13 protein-coding genes are annotated in these 12682 nt (G+C 42.0%); all 13 read left to right on the forward strand.

Translation table 11 applies throughout. The features are described from left to right. Nucleotides 1-4: 4 nt before the first annotated feature. The 13 genes from hisD (at nt 5) to ACSV5T_RS04935 (ending at nt 12677) form a co-directional block, all read left to right on the forward strand. A complete protein-coding gene (gene hisD, locus ACSV5T_RS04875) occupies nt 5-1282 on the forward strand; it encodes a histidinol dehydrogenase (protein ID WP_316119627.1) in 1278 nt (425 codons plus the stop codon). Between the two features lie 121 nt (nt 1283-1403). Then, nucleotides 1404-1994, forward strand: a complete 591-nt coding sequence (gene hisB, locus ACSV5T_RS04880) for an imidazoleglycerol-phosphate dehydratase HisB (RefSeq protein ID WP_296003665.1) — start codon at nt 1404-1406, stop codon at nt 1992-1994. A 26-nt stretch (nt 1995-2020) separates the two neighbouring features. Then, complete coding sequence (hisA, locus tag ACSV5T_RS04885) at nt 2021-2743, forward strand: 1-(5-phosphoribosyl)-5-[(5-phosphoribosylamino)methylideneamino]imidazole-4-carboxamide isomerase (protein ID WP_438320414.1); 723 nt, start codon at nt 2021-2023, stop codon at nt 2741-2743. A gap of 137 nt (nt 2744-2880) precedes the next feature. After that, nucleotides 2881-3639, forward strand: a complete 759-nt coding sequence (gene hisF / locus ACSV5T_RS04890) for an imidazole glycerol phosphate synthase subunit HisF (protein ID WP_438320415.1) — start codon at nt 2881-2883, stop codon at nt 3637-3639. A 136-nt stretch (nt 3640-3775) separates the two neighbouring features. Next, nucleotides 3776-4090 carry a phosphoribosyl-AMP cyclohydrolase gene (gene hisI / locus ACSV5T_RS04895; protein ID WP_295203942.1) on the forward strand — a complete coding sequence of 105 codons (315 nt, stop codon included), beginning with the start codon at nt 3776-3778 and terminating at the stop codon, nt 4088-4090. A gap of 95 nt (nt 4091-4185) precedes the next feature. Then, a complete protein-coding gene (hisE, locus tag ACSV5T_RS04900) occupies nt 4186-4512 on the forward strand; it encodes a phosphoribosyl-ATP diphosphatase (protein ID WP_005387497.1) in 327 nt (108 codons plus the stop codon). 40 nt (nt 4513-4552) lie between these two features. Further along, the gene (hisC, locus tag ACSV5T_RS04905; protein WP_438320416.1) at nt 4553-5629 is read left to right on the forward strand and encodes a histidinol-phosphate transaminase; all 1077 of its coding nucleotides are present in this window, start codon (nt 4553-4555) and stop codon (nt 5627-5629) included. Nucleotides 5630-5682: 53 nt separating this feature from the next. Beyond that, complete coding sequence (hisH, locus tag ACSV5T_RS04910; RefSeq protein ID WP_156719374.1) at nt 5683-6309, forward strand: imidazole glycerol phosphate synthase subunit HisH; 627 nt, start codon at nt 5683-5685, stop codon at nt 6307-6309. Between the two features lie 33 nt (nt 6310-6342). Next, nucleotides 6343-6699 (forward strand): HisA/HisF-related TIM barrel protein, encoded by a 357-nt coding sequence (locus ACSV5T_RS04915; RefSeq protein ID WP_438320417.1) that lies wholly within the window; start codon nt 6343-6345, stop codon nt 6697-6699. A 249-nt stretch (nt 6700-6948) separates the two neighbouring features. Continuing rightward, complete coding sequence (locus tag ACSV5T_RS04920) at nt 6949-8781, forward strand: carbon starvation CstA family protein (RefSeq protein WP_105094545.1); 1833 nt, start codon at nt 6949-6951, stop codon at nt 8779-8781. A 246-nt stretch (nt 8782-9027) separates the two neighbouring features. After that, a complete protein-coding gene (locus ACSV5T_RS04925; protein WP_438320418.1) occupies nt 9028-10305 on the forward strand; it encodes an ammonium transporter in 1278 nt (425 codons plus the stop codon). 105 nt (nt 10306-10410) lie between these two features. Continuing rightward, entirely contained in the window at nt 10411-10773 is a 363-nt protein-coding gene (locus ACSV5T_RS04930; RefSeq protein ID WP_105086369.1) for a P-II family nitrogen regulator, read from the forward strand. Between the two features lie 290 nt (nt 10774-11063). After that, complete coding sequence (locus tag ACSV5T_RS04935) at nt 11064-12677, forward strand: membrane biogenesis protein AsmA (RefSeq protein WP_438320419.1); 1614 nt, start codon at nt 11064-11066, stop codon at nt 12675-12677. Nucleotides 12678-12682 lie beyond the last annotated feature (5 nt).

Genomic DNA, 12682 nt, shown 5'->3' on the forward strand with positions numbered 1-12682 from the left:
TGACATGAAAATTTATAAGGAAACATTAGATACGATGCTCGGTATCGTGCGAAATTATACGCAACAAACTACAGATATGGAAATTGAACGCCGCGTGTACGATATCATTGCTGATGTTCGCGCCAATGGTGATGCGGCATTAAAAGCATACTCTGAAAAATTCGATGGTGTATCCATCGAAGACTTCAAGGTGCCTCAAGAGGAAATCGACGCTGCTTATGAGTCCTTATCTGATGATTTAAAGGCCGCATTATTAAAGGCAAAGGCTAATATTACTGAGTTCCACAGCCGTGAAATTGAGCAAGGCTTTGTAGATATGGATACACCGGGCATCATTCGCGGTCAAAAGGTGATTCCATTGGCTCGCGTTGGCCTTTACGTTCCTGGCGGTACTGCAGCATATCCTTCTACTATTATCATGACTGCGTTGCCAGCTAAAATTGCAGGCGTTAAAGAAATCGTTATGGTTACACCTCCTCAAAAGGACGGCATCAACCCTGCTGTACTAGGTGCAGCTAAGCTTGCTGGCGTTGATGCGGTATACCAAGTTGGTGGCGCTCAAGGTGTAGCAGCTCTTGCATATGGTACTGAAAGCATTCCAAAGGTCGATAAAATCGTAGGCCCTGGTAATATTTACGTAGCCACTGCAAAACGCCAAGTATTTGGTCAAGTCGATATCGACATGATTGCGGGCCCTAGCGAAATCGGTGTTATTGCTGACGACAGTGCTAATCCAGTTCATCTCGCCGCAGACCTCTTGTCCCAAGCGGAACATGATCCTCGGGCGCGCGCTATTATGGTTACTACTAGTGAAAGCTTGGCAAATGCTGTATCCGATGAGGTAGAACGTCAATTGAAATTGTTGCCTCGTGAAAGCATCGCTCGTCCAGCTATTGAAAATAACAGTTATATTGCCGTTATGGACAGCGTTGAAGACATGTTTACGGTCATGAACGAAGTAGCGCCAGAGCATTTAGAAATCCAATTACCAGATCCAATGAACTATATGAGCCTCGTTCAAAATGCAGGCTCCGTATTCCTCGGTGCCTATGCATCTGAACCATTGGGTGACTACGTAGGCGGTACAAATCACGTATTGCCAACAAGTGGTACAGCACGCTTCTCCTCTCCACTTGGTGTATATGATTTCGTAAAACGTACATCCTTTACACAATTTACAAAAGAACGGTTAGAAGAAGTGGCAACACACATTACTACATTAGCTCGTACAGAAGGCCTTGAAGCACATGCTCGTGCCATCGAAGTACGCTTTGAAAAATAGTGTATATAAATAGATTAGATTATATATTTGGAGTCTATATTTAAATACTGATTTAAACATAGATTGAAATAGCAATTAGAAATATAGATTGTAACAATAGATTTGGAGTATAGAGGTCGTTATGATACGCACAGGTACGGTGCAACGCACCACGCAAGAAACAGATATTACAGTAGAACTTACCCTTGATGGGGCACAAACGAGCTCCATCTCCACAGGGATTGGATTTTTTGACCACATGTTGACGCTGCTGGCAAAACACGGCCGCTTTGGCCTCGTGGTTGAGGCAAAGGGCGATACATACGTAGATGCTCACCACACCGTTGAGGACATCGGACTGGCGTTAGGTCAGGCTTTGGTGAAAGCCCTTGGCGATAAGGCTGGCATCGAGCGTTACGGCGATGCCTGGGTTCCTATGGACGAAGCACTAACACAAGTTGTAATCGACTTGAGCGGCCGTCCGTACCTTGTATTCCAAGGTGAATGGAGCACTCCAGTTCTTGGGGGCAACTTTGAAACAGAGCTAGTGGAGGATTTCTTTCAAGCTCTTGCTATGAGCGCTGCTATGAATTTACATGTTCGCAATCTATATGGTCGCAACACGCACCACATTATTGAAAGCATGTTTAAGGCTACAGGTCGCGCATTGCGCAAGGCCGTTACGATTAACCCAGATATTCAAGGGGTAAACTCCACAAAGGGTGTTATTTAATACAGTCATTTAATAAAGGAGAACCTATGATTTTTCCAGCTATAGATTTACAAGATGGTCGCAGCGTTCGCCTCTATAAAGGTGACTTCGCGCAGGAAACTGTTATCAATCCAGATCCAGTGGACCAAGCAAAACAATATGAAGATGCCAAGGTAGGCGCACTCCACCTCGTCGATTTAGACGGTGCTAAGGCAGGTAAGCCTGTTAATGTGGACATTGTAAAAGCAGTGCGTCAGGCTTTCACAGGCATCCTTGAAATCGGTGGTGGCATCCGCGATAAAGTGGCTGTTGACCTTTATTTAGGTTTAGGCGTAGACAGAGTTATCTTAGGTTCTGTAGCCCTTAAAAATCCTGAGCTTACGAAACAGGTTATCGCTGAATATGGTGCAGAGCGTATCGTTATCGGTGTAGACGGTAAAAATGGAAAGGTCGCTGCTGAAGGTTGGCTCGATCAATCCGATGTGCCTATGACCGATTTAATCGGCGCTATGATTGAAGGCGGAGCAAAGTACTTTATCGTTACTGATGTGGACCGCGACGGTACCATGCAGGGGGCTAACGAAGACTTGCTCAGCAATTTGCAAAAAACATTCCCTACAGCTCGTATCGTTGCCTCTGGTGGTGTTCGTAATTTAGAAGATATTAAGTCCCTTGAAGCAAAAGGCGTCATGGATAGTATCGTCGGTAAAGCGCTATATGAAGGAACGATTACATTAGAAGAAATCGCTGAGTATAACCAGCAAAACTAATAGAATTGACCATGTAGTATACGCTCTTAGTTTAATGAGTTATAAGGTATATCTAATATCTAATATTTTTTAGCTTATAACTTATGTAGGGGCATAACAGATAATATATTGAGTAGTACTCAATGGAGAGGAGCATTATGTTAGCGAAACGGATCATTCCGTGCCTAGATGTGGATGATGGGCGCGTAAAAAAAGGGGTTAACTTTGTTAATCTCGTGGATGTTGGCAGTCCCGTAGATATTGCAGCATCCTATGAGCAACAACAAGCGGACGAGCTTGTCTTTCTAGATATTACGGCCACTGTTGATGCACGGACCACCATGCGCGATGTGGTGCAAGAGATTTCATCCCAAGTATTTATGCCTCTCACTGTTGGTGGCGGCATTAAGAGTATCGATGATATGACGGCTTTATTGAAAGCTGGTGCCGACAAGGTGTCCTTGAACTCTGCAGCCCTTGCTAATCCTGAACTTATTTCAGAAGGGGCTCAAAAGTTTGGCAATCAATGCATGGTAGTAGCCATCGATGTAAAAACAGACGAAGAAACTGGTGAATGGTATGTCTATACTCACGGCGGTCGTAACCGTACCGAATGGACGGCTCTTGATTGGGCTAAGGAGGCTGTATCTCGTGGGGCCGGAGAACTGCTTGTAACGAGTATGGACAAGGACGGTACAAAATCTGGTTTTGATATTGAACTATATAAGGCAATTGAAGCCGTTGTAGATGTACCTATCATCGCATCTGGTGGTGCAGGTAAGGTTCAGGACTTTGTTGACCTCTTTAAGCAAACTGGTGTTACCGGTGCACTGGCGGCATCGATCTTCCACTTTGGGGAGATTAAAATTCCAGAACTCAAAGATGAATTACGAGCTCACGGCATTACTGTACGATAGAAAGTAGCTTTCATACATACGTTTTTAAATAATTACAGTATTTAAAGATACTTGAAGGCAGTACATAAAAGGCTATGGTAACGATACTAATAAAACACTGAGTTTTAAAACGATTATTTTCATAAAGGATTAATATATGAAACCTGATTTTGAAAAGGGAAATGGCTTATTGCCAACGGTTGTACAAGATGCAGATACAAAAGATGTGCTCATGGTGGCGTGGATGAACGAAGAAAGCTTTCACAAAACACTAGAGACAAAGGAAACGTGGTTTTGGTCTCGTTCTCGTCAGGAGCTATGGCACAAGGGCGGTACGAGCGGCAATGTGCAACATGTGGTGAGTATGGCCCTCGATTGCGATGGTGATACGTTGCTCATTCAAGTTAAGCCGGAAGGCCCTGCATGTCATACGGGGCGTACAAGCTGTTTCTTTAATGATGTAGAAGCATAGCGGCCCATAAGAGAACAATAATGGCAGTCAATGGAATCGGCACAATAGGATAGACAAAAGAGAATATAAATATAAGAGATGTAACGGAGTTATATATGGCACAGCAAACATTGAACGAATTATACGAAATTATTAAGAACCGCAAGGCACAGCCAAAGGAAGGTTCTTATACAAATTACTTATTTGATAAAGGGCTCGATAAAATCTTGAAAAAGGTAGGCGAAGAGGCTACTGAAGTTGTTATCGCTGCAAAGAACGAGGATCCTCAAGAATTGATATACGAAACGGCTGATGTATTGTATCACTTACTAGTATTACTAGCAGAGAAAAATATTCCTTACGAAGCCATCGAGGCAGAACTTGCGAGCCGTGAAGGTGTAGTGAGCAAGACTACAGATCGCCCAGAAATTACAAATTTATAATGAATATATACGTTAAGAAAATAGTTAGAAAGGATAGCTTATGAAAGAGATAATTCGCACATTGAAACCCTATATACCTGAGGAACCAGCTGCAGCGGTAAAGGAACGCCTCGGTGTGGATCGATTGGTGCGTTTGTCTGCCAATGAAAATCCGTACGGCACCTCTCCATTGGTGCGCGAGGCTATCCTTAGCTATGTAACATATAATGATGCTAACTATTATCCTGATGGGAATGCCACTGATTTGCGCCTAAAATTAGCAGAGTATTGGAAGGTACAACCAGAACAACTTGTTATTGGTGTAGGCCTCGATGAGGTCATCGCTATGGTCAATAAAACATTGATAAGCGCTGGCGACTCCATCGTGGTAAGCGTACCTGCTTTCTCCGAGTATGCATTAAATGGCCTTGTGGAAGGTGCTGAAATTCGCGAGGTTGAGGCCGATTTTGAAACAGGTCATTATGATTTCTCTGCCCTTGTGAAAGCAGTGGATGAAACAACACGCCTCGTGTGGATTTGTAATCCTAACAATCCAACAGGAACCTATGAGTCTGTTGAAGATATTCGTAAATTCGTAGCTGCTGTACCTAAGGAAACATTGGTCATCATCGATGAGGCATATATCGATTTTGTTACCACTGTAGCAGTTCCTACAGCACGAGCACTTTTAGATGAGTTCCCTAATGTAGCTATCATGCGTACCTTCTCCAAGGCATATGGCCTTGCTAATTATCGCGTAGGCTATATGATGACACCTGTAGAGTTGGCTAATTACATGCAAACTATCCGCTTGCCTTATAATCTTAATACCTTGTCCCAAGTGGCTGCAGAAGCTGCTTTTGAGGATCAAGCATTCTTAAGAAGAACAGTTTCTCAAAATGCAGAGGAACGGGCAAAATGGGAGAGCCTATTTGATGAATTAAACATTCACTACTATAAGAGTGAAGCGAACTTTATTTTCTTTACTGTACCTGATGCGGAAGGCTTAGCTGATGCTTGGCTAAAAGAAGGATATCAAGTGCGCCGGGGACAACGGGATGGTTGGTTGAGACTTACCATTCCTATGGCTCAAGATGGAGCTGTTATGCGCGGTATACTAAAAGAATTCATGAATTAGTCTATATAGGATACATCAGATATACTAATTAAGGCTGTTGAAAGGAGCGTATTATGATTGCCATTATAGATTATGATGCGGGTAATACATTTAATGTCCAGAAAGCGTTGGCCTATATCGGACTAGATGCAGTGCTAACAGCAGATCCGAATGTCATATTAAATGCTGATGGTGTTCTCTTACCCGGTGTAGGTGCCTATGCATCGGCTGTAGCCGTTCTCAAGGAACGAGGCCTCGTCGATGTCATTCAGGAAGTGGTAAAACGAGAAATACCGCTATTAGGTATTTGCTTGGGTATGCAACTACTATTTGAAGAGTCTGAAGAATATGGACCCACTCCAGGTTTAGGTCTCATTCCGGGAACGGTAAAAGAAATTCCTCGCGACCTTGGTCTTAGCGTGCCTCACATGGGGTGGAACAAAAATACAGTACACCATCCAGATAGTGCTTTCAGCAATGTAGACGATCAATATACCTATTTCGTTCATTCCTATTATGTAGATACTGACCCTGAGTTTATTACATCTACTGCAAACTATGGTATCGATGTACCAGGTGTTGTTGAGCGCGGTAGAGTATATGGAATGCAATTCCATCCTGAAAAAAGTGGTGTGGTAGGTCTAAATCTATTGCGTGCATTTGGCAATATTACAGAAGCCTATGGAGCGGCGAAAAAATAGGAAGGTCAATCTCGTATTATCCCTTGCCTCAGTGTGGCAAATGGTCGTGTTCAGAATGGCGTTCAATTCCGTAATATGGTAGCTGCCGGCGATCCTGTAAAATGTGCAGAAGAAGCGGTAGGCCATGGTACAGGTGAGTTATTGGTAACGAGTATCGATAGGCATGGCACGGGGCTTGGCTTTGATATTGAATTATATCAAGCTTTAGCAGAGGTTGTGGATGTACCTGTAACAGCCTTTGGTGGTGCTAGAAATATACAGCATTTTGTAGATTTATTTACAAAAACAAATGTAACTGGAGCTCTTGTAGGGGCGTTGTTACATAACAAAGTTTTAACTATAAAAGATATTAAAAAGGCCCTTCACGAAGCAGGAGTCGTAGTAAGATAATAGATAATTACTATCAAAATAAAACGATAAAAGCATTCTCTAAGTAACGGAGAATGCTTTTTAGTTATGTCTTTAACTCATAATGTACATCCAAAATGAGAAATTGATAATTGACACTTCTATGTTTAGATATACAATATTATTGTAAGTACTAAAAGTTTTGAGAGCCAATGTGGCATGGATGTGCAAAAGATTTATCAGATATTTTTATATAACACCATGTCACACAAGACAATTGGAGGTGTTTATATGGTTATGAATGGTATTTACTTAGTTATAGCCTCCGCGTGTATTCTAATTTTAGCGTACCGCTTTTATGGGGCTTTCATAGCGGCGAAAGTATTAACATTGGATGAATATCGTCCAACGCCAGCTATGGTCCACAATGATGGTCACGATTACGTGCCCACAAACAAATGGGTAACATTTGGTCATCACTTTGCAGCGATTGCTGGTGCAGGCCCTCTTGTAGGTCCTGTTATCGCAGCCCAGTTCGGGTATTTACCTGGTGCATTATGGATCCTTATCGGTTCCGTATTAGCCGGTGCTGTACATGACATGGTTATCTTGTTCGCATCCGTTCGCTATGATGGTAAATCTATTGCGGATATTGCACGAGAAGAAATCAGTAAATTTGCTGGTTTCGGTGCTATGCTTGCTACATTGTTCCTATTGATCATCACCCTTGCTGGTATGGCCGTAGTAGTAGCTAACGCATTGCATAACTCCCCATGGGGTTTCTTCTCCGTATTTGCTACGATTCCAATCGCTATTTTCATTGGTATTTATTTGAAATGGTTGCGTCCTGGTAAAATTCAAGAAGCAACTATTATCGGTGTAGCGTTGATTTTCGCAGCTATTATCTACGGTCCAAACGTAGCAGCTAGCGAATATGCTTCTTGGTTTACATATGACTTGCAAACCATCGAAATCATGCTTGCCGTGTATGGTTTCTTTGCAGCAGCATTGCCAGTTTGGTTATTGCTTGCTCCTCGTGATTACTTGTCCACATACCTTAAAATCGGTACAATCGGCGCATTGGCTCTTGGTATTATCATCGTAATGCCTGAAATTCAAATGCCAGCTGTAACTCCTTACATCTGGGGTGGCGGTCCTGTATTGAAAGGTTCTGTATTCCCTTATATCTTCATTACTATCGCATGTGGTGCGTTATCTGGTTTCCATACTGTTATCGCAACAGGTACAACACCTAAAATGCTTACTAATGAAAAAGAAATTTTGCCTATCGGTTATGGTGCAATGTTAACAGAAGGCTTCATCGCTATGATGGCGTTGATCGCCGCAACTGCGTTGCATCCAGATGATTACTTCGCAATTAACTCCACTGTTGAATCCTTCAAAGCATTAGGTCTTCAAGTTCATGAATTGCCAGCTTTGTCTGCGATGGTTGGCGAAGATTTGATGCACCGTCCTGGTGGCGCCGTATCCCTTGCAGTAGGTATGGCTCATATCTTCTCCAGATTGCCTAACATGGATCACTTGCTAGGTTACTGGTATCACTTCTGTATCATGTTCGAAGCATTGTTCATCATGACTTTGATCGATGCTGGTACTCGTGTAGGTCGTTACTTACTTCAAGAATTATTAGGTCATTTCCATCCTAAATTCAACGACCAACATTGGGCTCCTGGCGTTTATGGTTGTGCAGCTTTAATTTGTATTTTGTGGGGCTACCTAGTTCTACAAGGTAACATCGGTATTATCTGGCCTTTATTCGGCGTATCTAACCAATTATTAGGTACTATGACATTAGCTGTAGGTACTACAGTTATCATGCGACTTGGTCGCAAACGTTATGCATGGGTAACAGGTATTCCTTGTATCCTTATGGCTATCGTTGCTATCGCTGCGGACTTTGAAAACGTATTTAATAGCTATATCCCAGCTGGTAAATGGATCCTAGTAGCATTCAGTGCGGCTATGTTCCTCATGATCCTTATCGTATTGGTAGAAGCTGTACGCAGCTGGATTCGTTTGTCCAATATTCCTCAAGATTATCGTACACAAGCTGAAATCGAAGCTGAAAGCCTTGTAAAATACGGTAAAGAAGCAAAAGCATAATAGCTTGTTTTATTAAATATTTAAAAGAGCACTCGTTATGAGTGCTCTTTTTTTAGATAATTAGTATGTTTCATAGAAATTTATGGGATTGAAAATAAAATTCTATAGAATTTGTTGACATACATTATAATCTAATATACGATGTATGTAGTGATGTATATTACTACAATAAAATAGTTAGGTAACGGCGCCTTGCATGCAGAGTTTCTGCGAGCAAGGCGCTTTTTGTATGGAAAGGAGTTTCTTATGGTCAATATGATTGATACGGGCAACACAGCATGGGTCTTGTTATGCACTGCCTTAGTATTCTTTATGACACCTGGTTTAGCGTTGTTTTATGGTGGGATGGCGCGTAGTAAAAATGTGCTAGGTACGATCATGCAGAGCTTCTTTTTAATTGGCGTCATCTCTGTTGAGTTTATTTTGATCGGCTATACGTTGATTTTTGGTGATGATCTACATGGTATCATCGGCGACTTTAGTAAATTTGGCCTTGGTGGTGCGGAAACAACCATCTTAAGTGATACCCATATTCCTGAGCTTGCTTTTATAGCATTCCAATGTATGTTTGCTGTCATTACACCAGCCATCATGAGTGGTTCTGTTACGGGGCGGATGCGCTTTGCACCCTTTGTAGTATTTGCTTTGCTATGGTCTATCTTTATATACAATCCGATGGCCCATTGGATTTGGGGCGGTGGCTTCCTTAGTGATTTGGGTGCATTAGACTTTGCTGGTGGACTTGCGATACATGTTCTGTCTGGTGTATCTGGATTGACCTTATGTATGCTGTTAGGCCGTCGTCGCGGTTATGGGCGCATGCCTATGCTACCGCACCATTTGCCGATGACAATTCTTGGAGCTGCTATTCTATGGTTTGGATGGTTTGGCTTTAATGCAGGATCTGCCCTTGGCGTAGGCTTCCTTGCAGCTAATGCAGTGTTAACTACACAAATCTCTGCAGCAGTTGGTATTGTAGGTTGGGTACTAGTAGAAATGATACACCGTGGTAAACCTACTGTGTTAGGGGCTGCCTCTGGTGGTGTATCTGGCCTTGTAGCCATTACACCTGCTGCAGGTTTTGTAACGCCTATGGCGGCCATTATAATTGGCTTTGTAGGTGCCGTTGTATGTTATCTAGCGGTAGCCATTATTAAAAACCGTATTGGCTACGATGATTCTCTTGATGCCTTTGGCATTCATGGTGTAGGCGGCACGTGGGGTGCTATTGCTACAGGTTTATGGGCTACAACGACGATTAATCCTGATGGGGCCAATGGATTGTTCTATGGTGGCTCCTTATTAGGCCCTCAATTACTTTCACTTATTATTGCCTATGTATTTGCCATCGTAGGTACATTTATACTCTTTAAAATCGTCAGCGCTTTCATGGACATGCGTGTTAGCATTGGCTCTGAGTCACTTGGCATCGATATTAGTGAACATGGCGAAGGTGCTTATAATCAATCTGAATTTAAAAGCTCAGGTCGATTTATTTCATCCAATCAAACGTCTTTGTTATAATTTGTGATAGATACATAGTAAGGTACAATTGAATGTATATATGCTGTAATTGGTGAAAGTTAGGTTATATAATGCGTACTTCTGTACCACATAGGAGATAGATATATGAAACGAATGAAAAAGGTAGATATAATCGCTCGTGCAGAGCAGCTAGAGGATTTAAAAGAGGCGTTAAACAAGATTGGTATTCAAGGCATGACGGTGTCACAAGTCTTTGGCTGTGGCTTACAAAAGGGCCATACCGAAGTATATCGTGGCCAACAATATGATGTGAATTTAATTCCTATGGTAAAAGTTGAAACCGTTGTGTGTGATGTGCCTGTGGATCTCGTGATGGATACAGCACGTAATACATTACAAACTGGTGAAGTAGGGGACGGTAAAATTTTTGTATACGATGTAGAAGACGCGATGCGTATACGGACAGGTACAAGAGGCACCAAGGCCGTAACCGACGACGAAGCATGATAAATGAATACTAAAATAGAAAAGAGACGAGGTTTACCCTCGTCTTTTTTCTGTTTAACTCTTTTCGAGTAATGCTTCATATCATTATTATTATCAGAGTTTAGGAATATATTTTATTTTAATGGGACACCTTTGTAACAAACGTTATGAAATGAGTGGTCTATACATAATGAGCGACTTAGCTCGCTTTGGAGCGAAGTTGTATAGACCACTCATTTCAATATACCGGCCGCTACGTTTTAGGGCCCCATTAAAATAAAATTATAAATGCATCATGATATAATAATGCTATGAAACATTACATACGTTCCTATTGGACAAAATATAAACAATTGTATAAGAAAGGTCTAAAAGGCATTGCTGCTTTTCTTGCCATTGGAGCGATTATTTTCTTTGTGTTGGCTACGATAGCGAGTCGTGGGATGGGCGTTATCTTCAATGAGGTTATGGCTCGGCAAACGATGATGCGTGGTTCTGTAACCGTAGAGAGTTTAACTGCAACGCCGTGGGGGACATTATCCTTTACTGACTTGGTATGGAAGGATCCAGAAGGTCGTGAATTGCTCACCGTTCCAAGTGGTAAGATTCGCGTCAATATGTGGGACGTAATAACACGGAATTTTAAGGCCTCTGCTATAAACGGAATCGAGCTAAATGATGCGACCATTGTAGTCGATTTAGATGATAACAACCGGCTCGACTTCGTGCCTGCCTCACCTGATGTGAATAAGCCTCTTGATGAGGTGGAGCCGCGACCTAAGCCGCCTAAAAAGACGACGCAAGATCGGCAAGAGGAATTGGCTAAAAAGGTTCGTAATTTTAATTGGGAAGGTCAACATTTGGACCTTACCATTACACTTAGAAATAATCAGCTAGAAATCTTTCAGAAAAATCGTCACTATGTGATGAAGAATGTAGAGGCTAAAATCCATCTTGATAGTAAGCGCGCTATTCGCATTGATATGGAAACCGGTAAGTTTGGTGGAACCGCTATTGGTGATGGAATGACACTAAAAGGTCGCGTTGATTTAAAGGATGTGTTAAAGCATCGCATGCCTCAGTTAGATTTACAGTTTGATGTGAAAGGTGTGGACCCCGCCTCTCTTGGTTTTGGCGATGATATTCACGATGCTATGACCTTGCTGACGCGAGTAACTGGTGATTTTAATCGACCGTTGGCTAAAGGCCGTGTAACGATGCCTATTTTACGTATTCCTGCGCTTACCTTTGAAAACGTAGTGGGTGATGTGACGTACCAAGATGGCATTTTAAATTTTGAAAATGTTAATGCTAATGTATATAGTGGCAAATTAGAGGCAAAAGGTGTATATAATCTAGATACAAGAGCCTATACAATTACAGGCGTAGCCAAGGATTTAGATAGTAGTGTAGCCCTTAAAACACCTGAGTTCGTTGTGCCCGTATCGGCTAATTTGAACTTTAAAAGCGAAGGTAAGCCTCGTGATATGGAGGTATGGGGGAATTTCTGGTCTGGTGAAGGTCATTATATGCTCATTCCAATTAAAAATATTACAGGAAACTTTCACAATAAGGGACGTCATTTATCCTTTAGTGATGTGACAGTGAATACGAATATTACGACCATTTCTACAGATGCGTTGCGTATCGATAATGGGCAGCTCACCATGGGGCCTCTTAACATTACATCTCATGGGGGTAGTAATTTTATCCTTTACGACGAATCCTTCGATGAGATCGATGAGAATATGGATCGGATTAAAGCTGGCATGAAGCAAGCTGGCGAAAATAGCAAACGTGCATCTGAGTCGTCTAAAGATCTCGATAACTTTAAGCCTCCTGAGGATTTAAAAGCATCCTTTGATAATGTAAAACGCCAAATGGATGGGGTGAAAGATGCTTTCAAAGGTATCAAAATAAAGTGATAAAT

The sequence above is a fragment of the Veillonella sp. ZSJB6 genome (assembly GCF_051549505.1).
Taxonomy (GTDB): Bacteria; Bacillota; Negativicutes; order Veillonellales; family Veillonellaceae; genus Veillonella.

Bases quoted from the DNA above. Each gene is read 5' to 3' on its own strand.
- hisD (WP_316119627.1), top strand. From the start codon at position 5: ATGAAAATTTATAAGGAAACATTAGATACGATGCTCGGTATCGTGCGA.
- hisB (WP_296003665.1), top strand. From the start codon at position 1,404: ATGATACGCACAGGTACGGTGCAACGCACCACGCAAGAAACAGATATT.
- hisA (WP_438320414.1), top strand. From the start codon at position 2,021: ATGATTTTTCCAGCTATAGATTTACAAGATGGTCGCAGCGTTCGCCTC.
- hisF (WP_438320415.1), top strand. From the start codon at position 2,881: ATGTTAGCGAAACGGATCATTCCGTGCCTAGATGTGGATGATGGGCGC.
- hisI (WP_295203942.1), top strand. From the start codon at position 3,776: ATGAAACCTGATTTTGAAAAGGGAAATGGCTTATTGCCAACGGTTGTA.
- hisE (WP_005387497.1), top strand. From the start codon at position 4,186: ATGGCACAGCAAACATTGAACGAATTATACGAAATTATTAAGAACCGC.
- hisC (WP_438320416.1), top strand. From the start codon at position 4,553: ATGAAAGAGATAATTCGCACATTGAAACCCTATATACCTGAGGAACCA.
- hisH (WP_156719374.1), top strand. From the start codon at position 5,683: ATGATTGCCATTATAGATTATGATGCGGGTAATACATTTAATGTCCAG.
- ACSV5T_RS04920 (WP_105094545.1), top strand. From the start codon at position 6,949: ATGGTTATGAATGGTATTTACTTAGTTATAGCCTCCGCGTGTATTCTA.
- ACSV5T_RS04925 (WP_438320418.1), top strand. From the start codon at position 9,028: ATGGTCAATATGATTGATACGGGCAACACAGCATGGGTCTTGTTATGC.
- ACSV5T_RS04930 (WP_105086369.1), top strand. From the start codon at position 10,411: ATGAAACGAATGAAAAAGGTAGATATAATCGCTCGTGCAGAGCAGCTA.
- ACSV5T_RS04935 (WP_438320419.1), top strand. From the start codon at position 11,064: ATGAAACATTACATACGTTCCTATTGGACAAAATATAAACAATTGTAT.